Here is a 23,195-nt window from a genome sequence, read left to right as displayed (position 1 = left end):
TTCGAATGAACGCCCTTTTTTTATTGCATTCAAATTACTTGTCACACTAAATATTTTAAATATATTTGTTACACTAAATATTTGTATGCTAAACGAAAAATTTGACCGCTACTCTTTCATCTTGGACCAAACGGCCAAGAAAGTAAAACAGTTCGCCCAATCTTCTTTTGCGGAGAAAGGATTTGATATTACTGTAGACCAATGGACCATCTTAAAGGCTTTATACGAAACAGATCAACTTTCACAAAAAGAATTGGCAAAGCGCTGCGGAAAAGACCAGCCCACACTGACACGGATCGTTGATATCCTTCTTAAAAAAAACCTGGCCGAGCGGATTACTGACGAAACTGACCGTCGAAGTCTCTACCTTCATTTGACAGAAGAAGGAAAATTAAAAGTAGCATCGCTAACGCCGCTTGTTACAGAGATTCGCATGAAGGCCTGGGAAAATCTAGCAGACGAAGATTTCGAAGCTTTTACAAGAATTTTGAATACAATATATAACAACTTAAATATAGAATAGCTATGATAAATACGGATATCTGTATCATCGGAGCAGGACCTGTTGGCCTATTCGCAGTTTTTGAAGCTGGACTTTTAAAAATGCGCTGCCATTTGATCGATGTACTACCTCAAGTGGGCGGTCAGCTTTCGGAGATCTACCCCCATAAACCTATCTACGACATTCCCGGTTATCCAAGTATCACTGCGCAGGAATTGATCGATAAACAGCTCGAACAGATTAAACCCTTTGACCCCACATTCACCTTAGGCGAGCGAGTGGAACATATCACAAAACAGGACGATGGTTCCTTTATCGTAGAAACCAATGATCATACGATGGTCCATACACAGGTCATTGTCATTGCCGGGGGATTAGGCTGCTTTGAACCGCGCAAGCCAGAAATCCCAAACCTTCATCTCTTTGAAGGAAAAGGCGTCGATTATATGGTAAAAGATCCCGCCAAATACCGGGATAAAAAAATCGTCATTGCCGGTGGCGGTGACTCCGCGCTCGACTGGACTTTCCATCTTGCAGATATTGCGCAACAGGTCACTTTAATCCACCGAAGTGACTCCTTCAGGGGTGCCCCAGACTCGGCTGAGAAAGTGTTCAAATTGGCCAAGCAGGGTAAGATCAACCTATTATTGTCTCACAATCTGACCAATATCCATGGCAATGGCTACTTGTCCCATGTTGAAACCACAAATAAAGAAAAAGAAGTCATTGCTACAGATGCAGACTATTTTATTCCTTTATATGGTCTTACACCGAAGCTTGGTCCAATTGCAGATTGGGGATTAAATATCGATAAAAATGCCATAGCGGTCGATACGTTCGATTACTCGACCAATATCGAACGAATCTATGCTATTGGAGACATCAACACCTATCCAGGTAAACTGAAACTCATTCTTTGTGGGTACCATGAGGCTGCACTAATGTGTCAAAGTGCGTTCAAATTTGTGTATCCAGATCAAAAATTGACATTCAAATACACAACAGTAAACGGTATAAATACTTTCTAGCCATGGACGATAATTTAATTCAAGTCACTGTTATAGATCGGGATGGGACCGAAAATATCCTGGAAGTTCCGACCGATATCAATCTTTCACTCATGGAGATTTTAAAGGCATCCGACTATGAAATATTGGCCACTTGCGGTGGTATGGCGCTGTGCGCTACCTGCCATGTCGAAGTTGTCGAAGGACTGCATACACTTCCCCAAGCGAGTGATCAAGAACTCGACATGCTGGACACGCTTCCGGATGCCGATGATCAAAGTCGACTTGCCTGTCAGCTGTATCTACAGAATAACAACAACGGCATGAAAATCAAGATCAAAGGTGCGCTACAATAGTATCATCATTGTGTATTTTATACACAATGATGATACTATACATCGTTTTTTTTCAAAGGGTACAATGTACACTATAAAGAGCTAAAAATCAAACAACTACAAAACATATTATTGAAAGAATTAGCCTCTTTACAATAAAATTCACAACATATCAGCATAATAAATAAATATTTTTTAGCTTTTTGAGCCAAAATTTAAGATATTTGCAGCTTAATTCGATTGTACCGAATTTTTACAACAAACTATTAAAAATATGCCAAGCAATAGTTCAAATAGAAAATTCCCAAGAGTAATCATTATTGGTGCTGGATTTGGAGGAATTGAAGTTGCTAAAAAGCTTAAAAATAAGGAAGTTGAAGTTCTGTTGCTGGACAGAAATAACTTTCATACTTTTCAACCATTGATGTACCAAGTTGCCACGGGTACTCTTTCAGCGGACTCCATCTCCTTCCCTGTTCGCAAAATGTTCAAAGGTCAAGACAACTTTCATTTTAGACTTGCTGACGTAAAAAGCGTAGACAATGAAGCTAAGATTGTAAGAACAGATGTTGGTGATTTTGACTACGATTATTTAATTGTTGCGACAGGTGCTACCACGAACTTCTTCGGAAATCAGCAAATCACGAAATATGCTTTGCCGATGAAAAATATACAAGAAGCATTAAATATTCGAAGCTATGTTTTACAGAACCTCGAAGAAGCAGTGCGAATAGAAAACCCTGCTGATCGTAAAGCTAATTTGAACTTTGTTATTGTTGGGGGTGGTCCAACAGGTGTAGAACTTTCGGGAGCAATCGCAGAAATTAAAAACAATGTTCTTGAGAAAGATTATCCAGAATTGAAAAAATCTGAGATGTCGGTTTACCTGGTTGAAGGACTTCCAAAAGTATTGGCCAACTTATCTGAAAAATCTTCTAAAGATTCAGAAATGTACCTCAAAGATTTGGGTGTAGAAGTATTATTGAATGTTCAGGTAACTGGATATGATGGCAATTCAATTACTTTCGCCGATGGCAGAAGCATTGAAACAAAAACTGTTATCTGGGGAGCAGGTGTAGCTGGGCAGTATCCGAATGGTTTCAAAAAGGAGATTATCCAACGTGGTAACCGTATACAGACAGATGATCAATGCCGTGTTATTGATATGCCAGGGGTCTATGCTATTGGTGATGTTTCGGCATTTATCACAGATGATCTTCCTCGTGGCTTACCTGGTGTTGCACCGGTAGCGCAACAGCAGGGAGCATATGTTGCAAAACACATTCTCCAAACCATGTCCAATCAACCAACAGAGAAATTCAACTATTTTGATAAAGGATCCATGGCTACGGTAGGTCGTAACAAAGCTGTCGTCGACATGGGAAAAATCCATTTCAATGGATTCTTTGGCTGGATGACATGGATGTTTGTCCACTTGATGTCCATCTATGGATTCAGAAATAAATTGATCACATTCGTCAACTGGTCGATCAAATTTTTCACCAAAAACAGTGGTGTGCGTTTGATCTTCCACAAATATGATGAGCCAACTCCAGAGGAAAAACAAGCAGAAACTGCCCACTAACTTCCTATTGGAGTCTAAATAAACATATTTCAGTAGCCCGACAGCGGCATTATCCCAAACGATAATGCCGCTGTTTCTTTTATCTTTATTAACCTTCTGAAGCTGTTTCTCTTCGCCATATTAACCTACTGAATAGGCTTCTAAAACGTTGTGACGGCTTCGCTTATCAGCTCTTCATAGCATTTGAGTCTTTAGCTAGTTTTCCAAAACCACCTTTTCACTTTTGGATTCTTGCTCCTTGTGCTCCATGATTTAAAAAACACCCACTTATTTCTTAATTTAACACGGCGTCCGATTAAAAATAACTTCAGCCGGGACGTAAGAATTACAGATTATATTCGTTAAATTTAAAGACAGTTTTTTCCAGATAGAATTTACTTTCAGAATATAGTTTTTTTTGATGTATAACCTCAAAAAGATTAATTTTTTTTGTGTAGGTTTGCATATTATTTTAAAATAGCTTAAGGATTAGCAGATGGGCTTATTTAATTGGTTTACGCAAGAAGTTGCGATTGACTTGGGTACTGCAAATACCCTAATAATTCATAATGACAAAGTAGTAGTGGATGAACCTTCTATTGTTGCATTTGACCGCACCACAAACAAAGTGATCGCCATTGGTCGCCAGGCCATGCAAATGGAAGGTAAAACACACGATAATATAAAGACAGTACGTCCTTTACGTGATGGAGTAATCGCTGATTTTACGGCAGCTGAACACTTGATCAGAGGTATGGTCAAATTGGTAAACAATGGTAAGAGCTGGTTTTTCCCTTCCCTACGTATGGTGGTTTGTATTCCTTCCGGTATTACGGAAGTAGAGAAAAGAGCTGTACGCGATTCAGCGGAAATTGCTGGTGCGAAAGAAGTCTACTTAATTCATGAACCCATGGCTGCTGCTGTCGGCATCGGAATTGATGTGGAAGAACCAATGGGTAATATGATTATCGATATCGGTGGTGGTACCACTGAAATTGCTGTCATCGCTTTATCGGGTATTGTATGTGACCAATCTATTCGTGTTGCTGGTGATAACTTCGATTCTGACATCGTTCAATACATCAGAAGACAACATAACATCATGATCGGTGAACGTACGGCTGAAAAAATCAAAATTGAAGTCGGTGCTGCTCTACCAGAGTTGCAGGAACCACCGGCGGATTTCGCTGTTCAAGGCCGTGATTTGATGACAGGTGTTCCTAAGCAAATTACTGTTTCTTATACCGAAATAGCGCATTGTCTGGATAAGTCCATATCAAAAATTGAGGAAGCCATCTTAAAAGCACTTGAAATTACCCCACCAGAATTATCAGCGGATATTTATCAAACAGGTATTTATCTTACCGGTGGTGGTGCATTGTTGCGTGGTTTGGACCGCCGTATACAAGCGAAAACTAAACTTCCAGTACATATTGCCGAAGATCCGTTACGTGCTGTCGTAAGAGGGACTGGTATTGCACTTAAAAATATTGGACGATTTAAATTCTTGATGCAATCATAACGTTCGATAATTAATAACAATATTTTATTAAAGAGCGATATAATATGCAAAACTATTATATCGCTTGCTTATTAAATACCCACATTAAAAAATGAGAAACCTTTGGTTATTCCTGAGACGATACAATGCATTCTTCTGGTTTATCCTATTTTTTGGATTCTCGTTATTTTTGGTGATCACCAACAATTCTTTCCAACGTAATTCTGTTTTAAATTCTTCAAATAGTATCATCGGAGGCCTGTATGCAAAGGTCAATTCCTGGAAAAGCTACCTGCACCTCGGGGAGACCAACGATGCACTTGCAAAGGAAAATGCACAACTGAGAAAGGACTTACAAGCCTATCGATCAACAGACAGCATCAAGATCGGTCCTGTCCCGGCAATCGATAGCAGTGAGTTTGGGCGTTACGAATTTATTATTGCAAATGTCATCAACAATAGCATTCACCAAAAGGCAAATACGATCACACTCGATAAAGGCAGCAAAGATGGTATAGAGCGAGGTATGGGTGTTATCGCTCCCAACGGAGTAGTTGGTATCGTATTGAATGTTTCCCAAAACTTCTCGACAGTGCAATCCCTATTGCATCCCGATACGCGTATATCCGTAACATTAGGCCACACCGAGGTTTTCGGCTCGTTGGTATGGGGCAATAGCATGGATTACCGCGCGGCAATGGTCAAGGAAATTCCAAACCATATCAAAGTCAACAAAGGAGATAAAGTGTACACCTCAGGATATTCAGGACATTTTCCAAAAGGAATTTTTGTTGGAACGGTCATTCAGACGGGGATCTCTTCAGGAGACGCTTTTTTGGATCTTAGACTATTGTTGAGTACCAATTTCTCCAACTTGCAACATGTCTACGTTGTAAAAGACCTGTTAAATAAAGAATTAAAGACACTAGAAGAATCGACAAAGGACAATGGCTAGGATTTTAATATTTAATATTATTCGATTTATCGTTTTGATAGGGATGCAAGTTTTCCTATTTCAAAATATCGGTTATTACAATCTGGTCGCTGCATTTCCTTATATCTTATTTATTTTTTTACTTCCTACAGGAACACCTAATTTCCTGGTGTATTTGATCGCATTTCTCACGGGACTTACCGTAGATTCGTTTTATGATACCCTTGGGGTCAATACCGCAGCCTGTGTTGCACTGGCAGCCTTCCGTATTTTCTTCATGAAAATTACGCTTGAAGTTGAAGAACGCGAATCTTTCTTTACCCCGATGTTGGGCTTCATGAATATTCGCTGGTTCTTTTCCTACATCTTTTTCGGAACATTGATTCATCATACATTTTTGTATCTCTTGGAATCTTTTTCCTTCCAGCACATCCAATACACCTTATTGAGTATCGTTTTAAGTTGTATATTTACAGTAATTATCATGCTATTATTTAGCATATTATTCTACAAAAAGAAAGATCGGTTGTAGTAAATCGATGGATAGAAATTCATTTCTATGAACAGTTTTTTTGCGCGTAAGTACGTCGTTTCAGGAATCTTTATTGCCATCACATTGACCTTGGTGGCCCGCTTATTCTATTTACAGATCATAGACGATTCCTATATACATTCCGCAAACAGCAATGTCATGCGCAAGGTCATTGTGTACCCCGCCAGAGGGGTTATTTTGGACCGAAAGGGAAAGGTATTGGTTCAGAACGAACCGGTATATGATCTTATGGTTACTCCGCGTGAGGTGAAAGAAATCGACACCGCTTTGTTTTGCAAATTGATAGACATTGACAAGGAAGGCTTTATCAAACGGATGGAAAAGGCAAGAGTGCACTCGCCTTACCGTGCATCTATTTTTGAAAAACAGCTGTCTGTACGGACATGGGCTCAATATCAGGAATACCAATATCAATTTCGTGGTTTCTATGTTCAAAAAAGAACAATCCGAAGTTACCCCGACAGCATAGCAGCTCAATTTTTAGGATATGTAAGTGAGGTAAATGATAAAGATATTGAACGCTCCAATGGGTTTTATCGTAGTGGTGACTACATTGGTCGCAGTGGAGTAGAACGTTCTTATGAAGACCTTATTCGTGGAAAACGCGGTGTCAACAACTTAATGGTTGATGCGCTGAACCGTCCGAAAGGGGTATTTATGGAAGGGAAATACGACACACTTGCTGTTGCAGGGGAAGGACTGGTTTCCTCGTTGGATAAAGACCTTCAGATTCTTGGGGAGAACCTCATGAAAAATAAATTGGGGTCCATAGTTGCCATTGAGCCTGCAACGGGTGAAATCTTGGCCTATGTCAGTAGCCCGAGTTACAACCCCAACATGATGGTCGGCAGGCAGTCCGGCAATAATTATATGAAATTATTGAAAGACGAAACCAAACCACTTTTTAACCGCCCTATTCAAGCCTCCTACCCTCCAGGCTCTGTATTTAAAGTTGTTTCAGCATTGACTGCGCAGCAGGCTGGTGTTATTGATCGTAATACCGTATTTTTCTGCCCACATGGATACAGCTATGGTGGTGGACGCGGCTGGATGGGCTGTACGCACTATCATGGATCAACCACATTACAGCGCTCTGTAGCCGTATCATGTAATACCTATTATGGTTTTACCTATGCTAAGATGATCGACGGACGTGGGCTTTCGGGACCTAAGGCCTACGATCTATGGCGCAATGCCGTGACACAGTTTGGAATTGGCCATAAACTAGGCATTGATCTACCGGGTGAAAAGCCGGGTTTACTGCCGACATCAGATTTTTATACCAAAAGATACGGTAACGATAAATGGCGTTCAAGTTTCAATATCTCCTTATCGATCGGACAAGGGGAAATGGGAATAACACCGTTGCAAATGGCCAACATTATGGCTATCGTTGCCAACAAAGGCTTTTATTACAGGCCCCATTTGATTAAAGGTATTGGTGCACAGAAAATTGCCAAGAAGGAATTTACCGAAAAAGTCAGTGCCGGAGTGGATGAGCGGTACTATCCTGTTGTTATCCAAGGGATGAGTGATGCTGTTAATACACCCGAAGGTACCGCTTGGGCCAATCGTATCCCGGGCATCGAAATGTGCGGAAAAACAGGTACAGCGCAAAACCCACATGGTGAAAACCATGCCGTTTTCTTTGCTTTTGCCCCACGAGAAAACCCTAAAATTGCTATTGCTGTCTTTGTTGAAAACGCGGGTTACGGTGGAACCTGGGCAGGACCTATCGCAAGTATGATGGTTGAGAAATACCTCAAAGACACGATAACTGCGCCAAAATATATTCAGGACCGCATTTATAAAGCAAATTTTCTTCCTGCACCCAAAAAAGTTGTGGATCCAAAGACTAAAGATGTAAAAAAGACAGACTCAGTCAAATCGAAAACTGACACGTTAAAATCAAAACGCCAGCTGGCAGCTTTAACAAAACCAAAGGAAACAATTGTTCACCATAGCGAGATAAAGAGAAGATATGAATAATCAAAAAACAAGTTTTTTTGGAAAGATAGACTGGCTAACCATCACGCTTTGGCTTGCGCTATGCTTAATCGGCTTATTCAATATCCGTGCAGCGGTGTTTAATCCTGAAATGCCCAATTTCTTTACCTTAGGAACCAATTATGGAAAACAGTCTTTATATCTTGTTTCCGCAATTATTCTAGGGGTATCCATTCTCATCATAGACGCGAAATTTTTCAGTTCCGCCTCACCGATATTTTATGGTATAACAGCTGTATTGCTTGTCATCGTGCTCGTGGTAGGGCGAAATGTCGGCGGAAACCAAGCGTGGATTGACCTAGGTTTTTTCCGCTTACAACCTTCTGAGTTTGCCAAACTTTCGACCTGTCTGCTCTTAGCTAACTTTTTGAGCGCTCAGAGCAATAAAGCACCGACCATGCAGACACTGGCCATGGGAGCCGGTATTGTCTTATTTCCTGTATTTTTAGTTATGCTGCAGCCCGATACGGGATCTGCCCTTGCGTTCTTTTCGTTGATTTTTGTATTCTATCGTGAAGGCTATGTAAATAATGAACTGCTTATATTTGGCGGGCTCTGCATTTTACTTTTTGTTCTTTCTTTATTGGTCAATCCTTGGATACTTATCTTGATTTTAGCATTGCTTATTGGCCTTGTCATGTGGAACTACCGCAAGAGAAGAAAATACATTATCAATCTCAGTATACTTTTTGCTGCATGCGCTGTATTTATTCTCTGTGTGGACCTGGTGTATGAGCATGTGCTACAACCTCATCAACGTGACCGTATTGACATTATCCTGGGTAAAATGGAAGACCCTAAAGGAAAAGGATATAATTTGAATCAGTCGAAGATTGCAATTGGATCAGGGCAGCTCCTAGGCAAGGGTTACCTTCAGGGAACGCAAACAAAATACAACTTTGTACCTGAGCAGAGCACGGACTTTATTTTTTGCACCGTTGGAGAAGAATGGGGATTTGTTGGATCGGTTACCTTATTACTTATCTATCTCACCCTACTGCTTCGCATTATTCATATAGCCGAACGACAGCGTTCAGCCTTCGCCAGGATATATGCATACGGTGTAGCGTCCATTCTCTTTTTTCACTTATTCATCAATATCGGTATGACCATCGGTATTGTTCCGGTTATCGGTATTCCGCTGCCTTTTATTAGTTATGGTGGTTCATCCTTATGGAGTTTCACCATTTTACTGTTTATCATGCTTAAATTTGATTCAAATAGAAAAGGAGNNCTCCTTTTCTATTTGAATCAATATTTAATTCTTTTCAACTCTTTTACCGCATCATTGAGAAAAACTATCATCGCCTCTGCATGACGCAGAAAAATTGTTAAATGCGTTCCAAAACGAGCTGTATGGCCTTATCAACAACTTCTTCAGGTGCGGAAGAAAACCGGCCATCTACCCGACTTGCCAAGATCGCATTGATGGATAAAGCTTGATGTCCAAACATATTAGCCAACGCATAAATACCAGCTGTTTCCATTTCCAGGTTGGTGAAGCGCTGACCTTTATATTGAAAGGAGTTGATCAAATCTATAAAATTAGGAATCGTATTCGTGGAGCGGACAGTCCTTCCCTGCGGAGCATAAAATCCGGGCGCAGTTAACGTAACTCCCTTCGGTAAATCAAAGGCAATTCGATCCAAAAGGCCTGCACCAGCTTTCGCAACGTAGGGGTTTAGGTTTAATGCAGAGAAATATTTGGCTAGTTCTACCTGAAGCGCCTGCTCCTCGCCGTCGTAAGATCCCCGATAATAGTTCATCAAGGCATCAAGACCTACTCCATAAGCAGAAGCTAAAATAGTTCCCATCTCGACATCTTGTTGTACTGCTCCAGATGTTCCAATGCGTACAATATGCAATGAGCTGAGCGTCGACTTTACTGTTCTATTGGCAAAATCAATATTTGCTAGTGCATCCAGTTCATTCAACACAATGTCAATATTATCAGTACCTATACCTGTTGAGATTACCGTCAACCGTTTATTTCCCAGATAGCCGGTATGCGTAATAAACTCACGCTTCCCTTTTTTGAGTTCAATCCGGTCAAAGTACTTCGATACTTTGGCTACACGGTCTGGATCGCCAACAGTAATTACTGTACTTGCCAGATCTTCCGGCAGCAAATTCAGATGATATATACTTCCATCTGCGTTTAAAATCAATTCCGATTCGTTGATCATATTGTATACAAATAGGTTAACTGACAGCCTTCTATTTTGGAAAACCGATCCACAATTCGATTGACCTGCATTTTTCGGACTTCAAACTCCAAATAACACCGATTATCAAATTCCTGCTTTTCAATTTCCACGCCCTCTTCCTTTATGATCCGCATAATATCATTCATATGCAGGTAATCAAAGGTAATACTATAATGGTCATTCACTGTACGCTCGATAATCTCGGCTTCGGTCAAAGCATCTTGGGTTGCTGATTTGTAGGCATTGATCAAGCCTGGAACCCCCAACAAGGTACCGCCGAAATAACGAACGACAATTACGATAACGTTGGTGACATCCATAGACAGCAGAACGTTTAAAATAGGCCGTCCTGCAGTTCCCGAAGGTTCTCCATCATCATTCACACGAAAGACCGCACGATCTGGTGTGAGGCGATAAGCCCAACAATGATGCCTCGCTTTCGGATGAATCGCTTTCACTTCCAAAATCAGATCTTTTAGTTGATCTTCGGATTTAAAAGGAAAAGCATATGCAATAAACTTACTGCCTTTATCCCTAAAAATTCCCTCATATTTTGCTTCAATAGTCCGGTAAGTATCTTCAAATAAACTCATAGATATGCTATGATTAAAACTGAAACAATAGAAAGCGCTATGCCTAAATAATTCAACAACGATAACCTTTCCTTAAAAAATAAGACGCCGATTAATGCACCCAATGAAATCACACCAATGTTCATCCCCGTAAATACAACTGATGGATTTTCTGGTAGCGCACGATGCGCTTTCATATAGAAAAGGATGTTAAAGAAGTTAAATACACCCAAAACCAATCCATAGCCCATAGCTTGCTTTGAAAAATGTTGCTTTTCCACAAAAAGGAAATACAGCAATAGCACCATTGCAATACACATCGCCATCACAAAGATAATAAATAGGGAACTGATATAAGGTATATTGACATGCAAGGCAACCTGTTTGAAGAGGATATCAATTATGCCCATACCGATAAATACCAATAACGGGTAAAGCGCTTTATAACGGCTGTCTGCCGAGCTAACATGCTGATTCTTTTGCCAACCAATAGAACACAGGATGGCCAATAAACCAAGGGCTATTCCCAGCATCTTGTGTCCTTCCATTTTTTCATGAAAAAAGAAAAATGATGCAAGCAAGGGAATGAACAACGATAGGCGCTGTGCGATCTCTGTCTTGACCAGACCGCTATAGCGAATGGACAAAGCAATAAAAACAAACATTCCCGGAAGTAATACCGCCAAACTCGTATACAACGTCATCGGCATTGCATCCCATACGAACGATTTTAGATCTGGTTGTAAGACAAAATAGGTCAGTGCAACTGCCATGGGGTAATTCCAAACGATAACCTGTTTGGTTTCGACTCCATTTTGTTTTGCCAATTTTAATAAAACAGCGACGGTAACGCTGCAGATGACACTTAATAAAACAAAAATCATGATTCAAATTTCATTTATCGCCAAAGACCACGCTTCTCCTGACGAGCCTGACGTTCCAATTTTACAAATAATTCTGCATATTGTACATTTGGTGCCAGCGTATAGGATACTGCATACCCTTGTTCAACCAAATCCCGATTGATAAACTTCTTTCCAACGTACACATAGGCAAGAAGTCTTCCATACCGATCCCGTTTTCCGACGTCAAAGACCAACTTCACACTTTTCCCGTTCAACATCGCCGTTAAGTACTGTTTCGCTTCTTGACCATAGTACCCGATTTCCTTCCGCGCAGTACGTCTCGTTTCCGGAGCATCTACCCCTATTAACCTAACTTTCTCCCCTTTTGGGGTTCCATTTTCAATGACAAAGGTATCGCCATCAATAACACGCTTTACTTTCGCGTCCTTTTCCTCTCCTTTAAAAGTGAAACCTGTCAACAACAAACAGATCACACTGCCACACACATAAAAATTAATTCGTTTTAGCATAAAATCCAGCGTTTGCCCAAAGGTAGTAAAATACTTCTTTAACAAAACAGCTAAAAAAAGCGATTATATTAACATTAAAAACACATAAATTTAATATAAAAATATAGCTAAAAAACACACAAAAAACTAATCAATTTTGGTGCATAAAATAGCTAAAAACTAAAGCTTATTAGAGAATAAAATTGTTGTAAAAAAAATACAAATAACTTATTTACAACATTATAACAAAATAAATATTCAAAAAAAAATAACAATAAACCAATAAAATTAAGCTAGAAAAACACATTAAAAATGCGTCAAAAAACCATTAAATAAATCAGATATTTTTAATAAAAAATTATTTTTTTCTTTGATATTTCAAAAACATTCGTACATTTGAAATGTCAAACAACAACAGGATGAACAGAACATATACATATTTCTATTTTAACTTCTTTTATTTTAAAAATAAGAGCCGGGATTAGATTGTGTATAAATCATAAAAAATACAAACAAGAAGAGTCCCGGTTCAAATGATCGGGACTCTTTTTTTTGGAGACAACATAGCGAACAAAAAACAATGAGTTTAAAAATTGCAATACAGGGAGCAAAGGCTTCATTTCATGAAGAGGCCGCATTTAAATTTTTCGGAAGAGAAGTTGAGATTGTAGAATGTGATTCATTTAAAAAAACTTGTGAATTGCTGAAGCAAAGAAAAGTCGACTATATCGTTATGGCCATCGAAAATTCAATTGCGGGAAGCTTATTGCCGAATTATAATTTATTGAGAGATTACAAGTTCCATATCACTGGGGAGGTTTACCTAAACATCCAACAGAATCTCATGGTATTGCCGGGCGTAAAATTAAAGGACATCAAACACATCGAATCGCATCCGATTGCCATTCGCCAATGTGAAGAATTTCTTTCTGAACTTGAAGGTGTACGTATAACCGAGGGATCTGATACGGCTGCAACTGCAAAAATGATTGCCGAGCGAAAATTGACGGATACTGCGGCAATTGCAGGGACATTGGCCGCTGAAATATATGGTCTTGAAATATTAGAAAAGAGAATCGAAACCAATAAAAAGAACGCAACGCGTTTCCTCGTACTATCGAATGAGGTTGTCGAACATAAAAATGCCAATAAAGCGTCATTATCATTCCAAACAGGAAATACAGTGGGATCTCTGGCGACTATTTTACAATGTTTTGCTGAACAGAATATCAACTTGAGCAAGATTCAGTCAATGCCGGTAATCGGAAAACGCAATGAATATGATTTTTTCGTCGACGTAGAATGGAAAAAACAAACAGACTACGAAGCAGCTATACGTAAAGTACTCAAACATAGTGTCAATTTCAATATTATGGGCGAGTATGTCAAAAACGAAAAACTATAATTAACAATTTACGCAGACAATATTAAAATAGATAATCAAACTTAACATGAAAAATACATTAGACATCACTCCTTTAAAATCTTGGTTGGATACAGGAGACAAACCTTTAATTATCGCAGGTCCTTGTAGCGCAGAAACAGAAGAGCAGCTGGTATCAACAGCGCATTTGTTGGCAAATACCGGAAAAGTAAATATTTTACGCGCTGGTATCTGGAAGCCACGTACACGTCCGGGAGAATTTGAAGGTATCGGTTCAATTGGTTTGGAGTGGTTGAAAAGAGCGAAAGAAGAAACAGGTTTATTAACAGCTACTGAAGTTGCTACAGCAAAACACGTGGAAGAAGCTTTGGCTGCTGGTGTGGATGTACTATGGGTAGGTGCACGTTCAACGGCAAATCCATTTACTGTACAAGAAATTGCTGATGCTTTGCAAGGCGTAGATATTCCAGTATTTGTTAAAAACCCTGTAAACCCCGATTTATCGCTGTGGATCGGTGCATTGGAACGTATCAACCGTGCTGGTATCAAAAAATTAGGTGCTATTCATAGAGGCTTCTCATCGTACGAGAAAACAGCATTCCGTAATGAACCAATGTGGGATTTAGCGATTCAGTTAAAAACGGCTTGTCCAAACCTACCGATCATCAACGATCCAAGTCACATCTGTGGAAACCGCGAATTGTTACCATACATCGCACAAAAAGCAATGGATATGGATATGCAAGGATTGATTATCGAATCACATATCGATCCATCTGTCGCTTGGACTGACGCAAAACAACAAGTAACGCCAGCTGCATTGGCCGAGTTGATCGACCACTTGACGTTACGTAAAGCTGCTTCGGACAACCCTTCATTTGAAGATAAATTAGCAGAATTGCGTAGCAACATCGACAAATTAGATGATTTGATCATCCAAAAAATTGGTGAACGCATGAAAATTGCTGAGAAAATCGGCGAATACAAACGCGATAACAACGTGACAATTTTGCAAGTTAACCGTTGGGATGAAATTGTTCAAAAACGCACAAAATTAGCGGAAGCGCTTTCTTTGGGTAGCGAATTTGCGACGAAATTCCTGGAATTAATTCACAACGAATCTATCCGCAAACAAAATGCGGTCATGAATACGCAAGAGCAACCAACAGCAGAAGCATAATGAATCAACAAGTCATCACGCTGACGCATCCTGCAAAAAAGATACAGGGCACGGTCCAACTCACAGGTTCAAAATCTGAGAGCAACCGTGCTCTTATTATCCAATCGCTGAGCAAAGGACAAGTTGAAATAGCCAACCTCTCTGAGGCTGCAGATACGGTTACTCTAAACCGCGTATTAAAAATCGCGTCAGAACCGCAACCTGGTTATAATACAATTGACATAGGCCCTGCAGGAACAGCTATGCGCTTCCTTACAGCTTACCTCAACCTTGTTAAAGGCAATTTTATCCTGACAGGGACAGAGCGCATGCAACAGCGTCCAATTGGGATATTGGTCGATGCCATGAAAGAAATTGGTGCCGAAATCCATTATGAAAAAAAGGTGGGTTACCCTCCTTTGAAGATTGAAGGCGGATTATTTCAAGGAAAAGACCGTGTTAAGATTAAAGGAAATATCAGCAGTCAATATATATCGGCCCTGCTATTAATTGCTCCGGCATTAAAAAAGGGACTTACCTTAGAGATTGAAGGCGAATTAACTTCCAGACCTTATGTATCCATGACTTTGGATATGCTTAAAAGTGTCGGGATCCAATATGAATGGACGGAGAATGCGATTAAAATTGCACCGCAAGCATTTGAAAAGCAAACCATATATGTCGAACCAGATTGGAGCGCAGCATCCTATTGGTATGCTATTGTAGCACTAGCTGATGCAGATGCCTCGATCGTATTGCCCGGGCTAAGACAACATAGTTTACAGGGCGATATTGCCATCATAAGCATTATGGAACATTTTGGGGTTTATTCGAGCTTTGAATCGGATGGATTGCATTTAACTAAAAAAGAAATCAATTCAGACAAAACCTTGTTCGACTTTAAAGAATGCCCTGATCTTGCGCAAACAGTAGTCGTTGTCGCAGCTGCTTTAAAACGTGATGTTTCCTTTACAGGTCTAGAAACCTTAAAGATTAAAGAGACCGACCGTATTGCTGCATTGCAGACCGAAATCGCGAAGTTCGGTGCTGAATTGATCGAAGATGGTGACACATACCATCTGAAAACTGCAGGTGTATATCAACCAGAAGATGTGACCTTCGAGACTTACGAGGATCACCGCATGGCGATGGCATTCGCACCTTTGGCTTTAGTTTTTGACCAAATCAAGATTGCTGAACCTCAAGTTGTAGAAAAGTCATATCCTGATTTTTGGAAACATTTACAAGCGCAAGCTTTTATAATTGACTAACATATCAAAAACAGGGATTAACATCAATATTAATCTCTGTTTTATGATACAATCTCCCAGATAGCCTTTTAGCTTGGGACAAAAATTGTAATGTAATCTACTAGGCCATCTTCGAGTTACAGACTCATAATTTGTATTCAGTCTGGTGCTTTAGAATTGCATTTAAAGGCAAATTTATCTAAGTTTATTGAAATTTAATTTTTATGGCAGGAAATTCATTTGGCGATTTATTCAGAATTAGCACTTTCGGCGAATCACACGGCAAAGCTATAGGTGTAATTATTGATGGTTGCCCTTCAAATATAACAATAGACGAGGAATTTATCCAGTCTGAGCTCGACAAACGAAAACCCGGTCAATCTAAGATCACGACACAAAGAAAAGAAAGTGATACTGCACAAATCTTATCTGGCGTATTCGAGGGCAAATCAACGGGAACACCAATAGCAATTGTTATTCCAAATGAAGACCAGCGTTCGAAAGATTACACCCATATCAAAGATATTTTCAGACCTTCCCATGCTGATTTCACTTATCAGATGAAATATGGCATACGTGACTATCGTGGCGGTGGACGGTCCTCGGCGAGGGAAACCGCTGCCCGTGTTGCTGCTGGTGCTGTAGCAAAAAGCTTTCTGAATCAATTTGGCATCGAAATCTTTGCCCACGTTTCGGGGGTAGGCACCATCGAGGCACCAAATGTCGATACCAAAGATCTAAAAGCTTTGCTTGAATTACGGGAAGCTAACATTGCACGTTGTGCAGATCCAGCAACAGCAAATGAAATGGTTGAGTTTATCGACTCGGTCAGAAAAGCGGGTGACACGGTTGGCGGACGTATTTCGGCTGTCATCAGACATGTCCCTGTTGGTTTAGGCGAACCGGTCTTTGATAAGCTCCATGCAGACCTTGCTAAAGCAATGATGAGCATCAATGCGGTACATGGTTTTGAATATGGTTCAGGTTTTGCAGGTTCGGAGTTGCGAGGTTCCGAACATAATGATATATTTGTAGCAGATGACCATGATTTAAATCGAGTGCACACACATACCAACTTTTCTGGAGGGATTCAGGGCGGGATTTCAAATGGTATGGATATTACTTTCAAAGTAGCATTTAAGCCTGTTGCCACTATCATGAGAGATCAAGAAACAGTGGATATCCATGGCAACCCTGCTATTGCAAGTGGCAAGGGGAGACATGACCCTTGTGTTGTTTCGAGAGCAGTAATTATTGTGGAAGCTATGGCAGCACTTGTAATCGCGGATCATCTACTTAAAAATCAAAGTTACAAACATGCTGCAAGATAATTATGTCGTAGGTGTTGATATTGGAGGCACACATATTTCTGCCTGTATCATTGACACAAAACAATGGAATATATACTTAGAAAACGTGGCCAGAAACCACGTTTTTTCTCAAGGAGATGCTAAAACGATTTTACAAACCTGGGCATCAGCTATACGCGATATCATAGCCACCTCACCGGCTCCTATTCAGTTTATCGGCATTGCTATGCCGGGACCCTTTGACTACGAAAATGGAATATCTAAGATACAGGGACAAAGCAAATATGACAATCTGTACAACATGGATGTCAAAGCGCTTTTAGCTGAAGAGCTGGGACTTCCGCCTACGTCTATCCACTTTATCAATGACGCAGCAGCCTTCCTACAAGGTGAAATATTCGTACAGAACTTGCAAACAAACAAGCGGATATTAGGAATTACGTTGGGTACTGGACTTGGATCTGCGGTATGGAATCAAGGTGAAAAAGCCTATGATGCCGCCCTATGGAACAGCCCTTACGAAGATTGTATTTTCGAAGAATTTCTTGTCACACGGTGGTTCATCAAACGTTTCAAAGAAGTAGCAGGAAAAGATGTTACGGGACTTAAAGATATTTTAGATCATCATCGGGAAACTAAGGAATTTCAAATCATCAAAGATGAATATGCTAAACATCTCTTTGATTTTATGCAGTTCTTCGCAGAGAAACATGCTGCTGAAATATTTATAGTCGGTGGCAATATCGCCAAAGCGCTACCTATTTTCATTGGTGACCGAAGTGAATTTGAAAGATTTCAAATTTATACAGCAATACTTGGTGAAAAAGCCGCTATGATTGGCGCTGCGAGTATATTCAATTAAAATATCATCCCAGCCGTTGGAATATTTAGCTTAGTAAAGCAAAAAGATATCCATCTATTAAAACATAGATGGATATTTTTCTGGATTAGCTTCATGCATAATTGCATACACTGTCTCGACAACATCATCAGAAGATGGCTTCGAGAAATAATCCCCATCTGAGCCATATGGCGGACGATGTGCTTTTGCAGTCAGTGTCCTCGGCTGACTATCCAATAGATAGTAGCCATTTTGTTTCTCTAATATCTCTTGCAAGATGAAAGCTGAGGCCCCACCGGGCACATCCTCATCCACAATAAGTAGTTTATTTGTTTTCTTCAGCGATTCAGCACAAAGTTTTCCTTTGTCAAAAGGCTGCAATGTTTGTGCATCAATAATTTCGATGAATATCCCCAAACGTTCCAATTCCACGGCCGCTTCTTCAACAACACGTAAAGTTGACCCATAGGATACCACCGTGATATCCCGCCCCTCTTTAACACATTCGGCATAACCGATTGGCACAGTAAATTCACCAACGTTTTCTGGTAGACGCTCTTTTAGACGATACCCATTCAGACATTCGACAACGATAGCAGGTTCGTCAGAGCGGAACAACGTATTGTACATACCTGCTGCCTGGGTCATATTACGCGGCACACATACATGCAGACCTCTCAAAGATCCTAAAATTACTGACATGGGCGATCCGGAATGCCATATACCTTCCAATCGATGGCCACGTGTACGAATAATTAATGGTGCTTTCTGACCTGCAAAGGTGCGATAACTTAAACTTGCCAAATCATCACTTGCTACTGTAATACCATAGATTAGGTAATCCAGGTATTGGATCTCAGCAATTGGGCGAAGTCCACGGATTGCCAAACCTAGTCCTTTTCCTATAATTGAATTCTCCCGAATACCGGTATCAAATACACGATGCACACCCAGCTTTTCTTGTAAACCTGCAAAACCTTGATTCACATCTCCAATCTTACCGACATCCTCTCCAAACGCCAATAATCGTTCGTCACGCCGGAAGTTCTCTTCAAAACATAGATTCAAGACCTCACGTCCGTCGACCACTTTAGCTTCTTCACTGTAGACTGCAGGTACGACCGTCACGTGAGCAGGTGAATCTACACCATCTGTAAATAATTTTGAATTATAACGTTTCTCATTCAGTTCCTGCTTCTCTTTGTACCAATTTAATAATTGCTGGCGCCCATCGCTATGCTGACCTTTAAGCTCGTGCAACACCTTGCGAACCTGGCCATAAACTTCTTTCAAAGAAGGCTCAACCATCGATTGCAATTTCTTTGACGCAAAATCAGCCCGCTCATTTGGAATACCCTGAAGTAAATCAATAGCTTCCCGAGCTTCGATGCTCAATGTTTTAATATAATCGGCCCAAGCTCGTTTTTGTTCTTGACGAACATGGTCTTTAGCATGTTGATCCAATTGATCCAATTCTTCTGTGGTAGCAATACCAGAACTTACGATCCATTCTTTCATTTTCGCGATACAATCGAAATCAGTTTCCCATTGCAATCTTTCTTGCGATTTATACCGTTCGTGTGAACCTGAAGAAGAGTGTCCTTGAGGCTGCGTCAATTCGGTCACATGAATCAGACATGGAATATGTTTTTCGCGAGCAATTTGGGCGGCCTGCTCGTAGGTTTCACATAAACCCGCATAATCCCATCCCCTCACTTTGAATATCTCGATCCCGTTTGTTAGGTCTTCCTTCTGAAAACCTTTGAGGACTTCGGAGATATCTCCTTTTGTTGTTTGAATTTCATTAGGCACAGATATCCCATACCCATCATCCCAAATAGAAATCACTGTTGGAATCTGGTGAACACCTACGGCGTTGATGACTTCAAAAAATACGCCTTCAGAAGTAGCAGCATTTCCGATAGTGCAGAATGCAACTTCATTTCCTTTATTTGAAAAATAAGATAGATAGTCTAAATTTCTATTCTGCTTATACAACTTAGAAGCCAGGCCCAAGCCCAGCAATCTTGCCATCTGACCGCCAGTGGTCGAAATATCTGAAAACGAGTTTTTCTGAACCATTTGATCCAACCAGTTACCTTGGTCGTCCACAACACGCGTGGCAAAATGGCAGTTCATTTGCCTTCCTGCAGAAGAAGGATCTGCCTCAACATCGGGATGGGCATATAATTGAGAGAAAAAATGATAGACATCACTGATGCCAGAAGCAAATATAAATGTTTGGTCACGGTAATATCCCGACCGCCAGTCCCCATTTCTGAAAACTTTAGCCATCGCGATTTGTGCCAATTCTTTTCCATCGCCAAAAATACCAAACTTAGCCTTACCTGTAAGCACTTCTTTACGTCCCAATAAACTCACGTAACGACTTTCTAAGGCAGTTCGATAATCATTCACAATAATCTTTTTGAACTCGTCAAAGCTCAAAGTGGAAATAGATTCATTGTTTTGGTCAAATGCAGTATCAAACATATTCTTTTTTGTTTCAACAAATTTAACAAAAATATTATTCTATATAATTGGTGTTTATCAAATAAATTGATAATCAATAATTCAGATTTGAAATAGAATATTCTAATTTCTCAAATTAGTACTTTTTGACAAAAAATCCTAATTTTTACAGATTTTTAATTCCAATCAGCAGGCAAAAACACCATTGTCCTTTTTAATTTTTATTTTTGGGTTTTACATTCATTATTTTGAATTTTTCAGCACTTAAACTCGATAAAATCCTTATCGCTAATCTTGAAAAACAAAAGCTTTCTTCGCTTACACCTATTCAAGAAATAGCTATCCCCGCCATTTTAGAAGGTAGAGACTGTTTGGCGATTGCCCCAACCGGCACGGGAAAAACGGAGGCTTTCGCCGTCCCTATTATTCAGCGCTTACGAACCAAGATTACCCCAGATCACTTATCGGTCCTTATACTCCTTCCTACACGGGAACTTTGTATACAGACCAAACAGCGCATATCGGGGCTTATCGATGGAATGGAGTTGACTATCGCCAGCTTCTATGGTGGCGGAACTTATGAAAGTCAACTCGACGTTTATCCGAAAGCCCAGATGGTCCTTGCGACTCCAGGACGTTTGCTGGATTTTATTGAACAAGGCATTATCGATCTAAAAACGATAGATATCCTGGTGATCGATGAATTCGATCAATTGTTAGATCTCGGTTTCACGAAAGAAATCAATAAAATCATCAGCACATTGCCTGCTAAGAGACAAACCATTTTCAGTTCAGCTACGAAAACCCCTGAAATCGAAAAAATTGTTCGAAAAAGATTAAATACCCCTGTTGAGATCAACCTAGAAACAACGGCCAAAAAGGGTCAAATAGAAGAATCTGTCCTCTATGTTGATAAAAATGATAAAAAGACCCTTCTGCGTTATCTCCTTGAAAACCGTATTGCACAGCAAGTAATCGTTTTCACGCGAACAGTTCATGCTGTCGAACGCATCGCAACAGATTTAGATCGAAATGGCATTTCTTGCTCGGCGTTATATGGCGATATAGCGCAGCAAAAACGAGAAGAGATTATTGCTAAATTCAGACAAAAAGAGGTACGTGTATTAATTGCGACGGACCTTTTGGCTCGAGGGGTAGATTTTCCGGACCTAGAAGCTATCATCAACTACGAAATTCCGGATTCCGCCGAGCTCTATACGCATCGAATCGGTCGAACAGGTCGTTCGGAAGCAGAGGGAAAAGCATTTACCTTTTGCGATGCGGAGGACAATGAAAAGTGGATAAAATTACAGTTATCCTTAAAACGGCAAATTAAAATTGACGATCAACATCCTTATTTATTGAGTTGGGAGAAAATGCGTTCTAGCAGCCAAAACAATCAACGAAAAGGCGGCTCGAAATCAAGAAAACGTCGTTAATTAATAAATATTCTTTTACTTTTACCAGCAAATCAAAAAATCACAATCCGAGATGAGTACAATACATTTATTTGACGATAGCAACAATGCGAATGATAATCGTTTGGGAGACCTGGAAAAAACGATTATAATAAATAGCCTGATGGAAGTTCCCTTTGAAGAGCGGGATGAAGAGTGGCGTGATATTTTTCTGGCTAATATTGCTGAATGCACCTTAAAATTAGCAGAAACAGAAGTGGTTGTTGGTCCTGATGGGTTCCCCTATTTTCAACTCGAAAGTGTTCCGAAAGATCAGAACTTTCAGGCCTTTGTCATTAAAAATCGGCTGAAGGATTACGTGTTGCCAAAAGGTTTTGGTATTGCTATCAATACACAAAATGAAAACCCCGACTGGGTATTCACCTACGGCGACTTAGTTAACTACTTTTTAAACGGAGAGTTTTATACAGATGAAAGTGTTTTCTCAAAGAAAAATGAACAAACGATTATCGGTCAAGATGAAGAAATATTAGTGGGGCAACCTGCCGAGACCATTCTTCCACAGGCTGTCCGCAACCAATTACGTGAATTTTTAGATTATTATGGCGTAAAGAATGCAAAGGTGATGCTCATTGCGCGTAATTATAAAGATGAAGAAAATGCTTCACAAGATTTGGCATTCAATATCGCTGCGAACCAATTCAGGACTGAAAAAGAATTCACCAACATCATGGAAGCAATTGGCTGGTTTCTTCCGAGACATTATTCTTATATCGGATTGGATGAATTTGCAGTAGACAATGGTTTTATGCCACTGTAAAAGAC

General features: G+C 40.1%; 20 protein-coding genes and 1 pseudogene. 16 read left to right on the top strand and 5 right to left on the bottom strand.

From position 1 onward, the window contains the following. Window positions 1–85 precede the first annotated feature (85 nt). The 9 genes and pseudogenes from B3H30_RS19140 to rodA all read left to right on the top strand — a co-directional run. The gene (locus tag B3H30_RS19140; protein ID WP_046671811.1) at window positions 86–523 is read left to right on the top strand and encodes a MarR family winged helix-turn-helix transcriptional regulator; all 438 of its coding nucleotides are present in this window, start codon (window positions 86–88) and stop codon (window positions 521–523) included. A 2-nt stretch (window positions 524–525) separates the two neighbouring features. Beyond that, entirely contained in the window at window positions 526–1,530 is a 1,005-nt protein-coding gene (locus B3H30_RS19135) for an NAD(P)/FAD-dependent oxidoreductase (protein ID WP_286834791.1), read from the top strand. Window positions 1,531–1,532: 2 nt separating this feature from the next. Beyond that, a complete protein-coding gene (locus B3H30_RS19130) occupies window positions 1,533–1,865 on the top strand; it encodes a 2Fe-2S iron-sulfur cluster-binding protein (RefSeq protein WP_112375625.1) in 333 nt (110 codons plus the stop codon). Between the two features lie 253 nt (window positions 1,866–2,118). Continuing rightward, complete coding sequence (locus B3H30_RS19125; protein WP_286834790.1) at window positions 2,119–3,429, top strand: NAD(P)/FAD-dependent oxidoreductase; 1,311 nt, start codon at window positions 2,119–2,121, stop codon at window positions 3,427–3,429. 475 nt (window positions 3,430–3,904) lie between these two features. Next, complete coding sequence (locus tag B3H30_RS19120; protein ID WP_046671815.1) at window positions 3,905–4,930, top strand: rod shape-determining protein; 1,026 nt, start codon at window positions 3,905–3,907, stop codon at window positions 4,928–4,930. Between the two features lie 91 nt (window positions 4,931–5,021). Then, complete coding sequence (gene mreC, locus B3H30_RS19115; protein ID WP_070566004.1) at window positions 5,022–5,864, top strand: rod shape-determining protein MreC; 843 nt, start codon at window positions 5,022–5,024, stop codon at window positions 5,862–5,864. Continuing rightward, a complete protein-coding gene (locus B3H30_RS19110; protein ID WP_046671817.1) occupies window positions 5,857–6,375 on the top strand; it encodes a hypothetical protein in 519 nt (172 codons plus the stop codon). Before mreC ends, B3H30_RS19110 begins: the two co-directional genes overlap by 8 nt. Window positions 6,376–6,402: 27 nt before the next feature. Beyond that, a complete protein-coding gene (gene mrdA / locus B3H30_RS19105) occupies window positions 6,403–8,385 on the top strand; it encodes a penicillin-binding protein 2 (protein WP_046671818.1) in 1,983 nt (660 codons plus the stop codon). After that, window positions 8,378–9,634: pseudogene (gene rodA, locus B3H30_RS19100) on the top strand (rod shape-determining protein RodA); the annotation flags it as partial. The gene mrdA and the pseudogene rodA, both read left to right, overlap by 8 nt. 100 nt (window positions 9,635–9,734) lie before the next feature. Here the strand turns inward: rodA and B3H30_RS19095 are convergent. From B3H30_RS19095 to B3H30_RS19080, 4 genes are read right to left on the bottom strand one after another with little or no spacing between them, the layout of a single operon-like run. Continuing rightward, window positions 9,735–10,589 (bottom strand): nucleoside phosphorylase, encoded by an 855-nt coding sequence (locus B3H30_RS19095; RefSeq protein WP_070566009.1) that lies wholly within the window; start codon window positions 10,587–10,589, stop codon window positions 9,735–9,737. Further along, entirely contained in the window at window positions 10,586–11,203 is a 618-nt protein-coding gene (locus B3H30_RS19090; protein WP_115046833.1) for an IMPACT family protein, read from the bottom strand. The genes B3H30_RS19095 and B3H30_RS19090 overlap by 4 nt, the downstream gene beginning before the upstream one ends. Next, window positions 11,200–12,066, bottom strand: coding sequence for a transporter (locus B3H30_RS19085; protein ID WP_070566013.1), 867 nt, complete (start codon window positions 12,064–12,066; stop codon window positions 11,200–11,202). The genes B3H30_RS19090 and B3H30_RS19085 overlap by 4 nt, the downstream gene beginning before the upstream one ends. A 14-nt stretch (window positions 12,067–12,080) precedes the next feature. Further along, a complete protein-coding gene (locus B3H30_RS19080) occupies window positions 12,081–12,557 on the bottom strand; it encodes a thermonuclease family protein (RefSeq protein ID WP_070566015.1) in 477 nt (158 codons plus the stop codon). Between the two features lie 559 nt (window positions 12,558–13,116). Here B3H30_RS19080 and B3H30_RS19075 point away from each other — a divergent pair. From B3H30_RS19075 to B3H30_RS19055, 5 genes are all read left to right on the top strand, one after another. Further along, on the top strand, window positions 13,117–13,941 hold the full coding sequence (locus B3H30_RS19075) for a prephenate dehydratase (RefSeq protein ID WP_046671823.1): 825 nt from the start codon (window positions 13,117–13,119) through the stop codon (window positions 13,939–13,941). A gap of 46 nt (window positions 13,942–13,987) precedes the next feature. Next, on the top strand, window positions 13,988–15,100 hold the full coding sequence (locus B3H30_RS19070; RefSeq protein ID WP_046671824.1) for a chorismate mutase: 1,113 nt from the start codon (window positions 13,988–13,990) through the stop codon (window positions 15,098–15,100). Continuing rightward, complete coding sequence (aroA, locus tag B3H30_RS19065; protein WP_070566017.1) at window positions 15,100–16,350, top strand: 3-phosphoshikimate 1-carboxyvinyltransferase; 1,251 nt, start codon at window positions 15,100–15,102, stop codon at window positions 16,348–16,350. Before B3H30_RS19070 ends, aroA begins: the two co-directional genes overlap by 1 nt. A 203-nt stretch (window positions 16,351–16,553) precedes the next feature. Continuing rightward, window positions 16,554–17,660, top strand: coding sequence for a chorismate synthase (gene aroC, locus B3H30_RS19060; RefSeq protein WP_046671826.1), 1,107 nt, complete (start codon window positions 16,554–16,556; stop codon window positions 17,658–17,660). After that, window positions 17,647–18,501 carry an ROK family protein gene (locus B3H30_RS19055; protein ID WP_070566021.1) on the top strand — a complete coding sequence of 285 codons (855 nt, stop codon included), beginning with the start codon at window positions 17,647–17,649 and terminating at the stop codon, window positions 18,499–18,501. Before aroC ends, B3H30_RS19055 begins: the two co-directional genes overlap by 14 nt. Window positions 18,502–18,558: 57 nt before the next feature. On the opposite strand, the gene B3H30_RS19050 is transcribed toward B3H30_RS19055, so the two are convergent. Next, the gene (locus B3H30_RS19050) at window positions 18,559–20,973 is read right to left on the bottom strand and encodes an alpha-ketoacid dehydrogenase subunit alpha/beta (RefSeq protein WP_070566023.1); all 2,415 of its coding nucleotides are present in this window, start codon (window positions 20,971–20,973) and stop codon (window positions 18,559–18,561) included. Between the two features lie 227 nt (window positions 20,974–21,200). On the opposite strand from B3H30_RS19050, the gene B3H30_RS19045 reads away from it, so the two are divergent. Then, window positions 21,201–22,391, top strand: a complete 1,191-nt coding sequence (locus B3H30_RS19045; protein ID WP_172462455.1) for a DEAD/DEAH box helicase — start codon at window positions 21,201–21,203, stop codon at window positions 22,389–22,391. 52 nt (window positions 22,392–22,443) lie between these two features. After that, window positions 22,444–23,190 (top strand): hypothetical protein, encoded by a 747-nt coding sequence (locus tag B3H30_RS19040; RefSeq protein WP_112375617.1) that lies wholly within the window; start codon window positions 22,444–22,446, stop codon window positions 23,188–23,190. Window positions 23,191–23,195 lie beyond the last annotated feature (5 nt).

Source organism: Sphingobacterium sp. UBA7038 (genome assembly GCF_002494055.1).
In the GTDB taxonomy this organism is placed as follows: Bacteria; Bacteroidota; Bacteroidia; order Sphingobacteriales; family Sphingobacteriaceae; genus Sphingobacterium; species Sphingobacterium multivorum.
The sequence above is the reverse complement of the archived record's forward strand: the minus strand, read 5'-3'. Positions and strand labels throughout refer to the sequence as shown.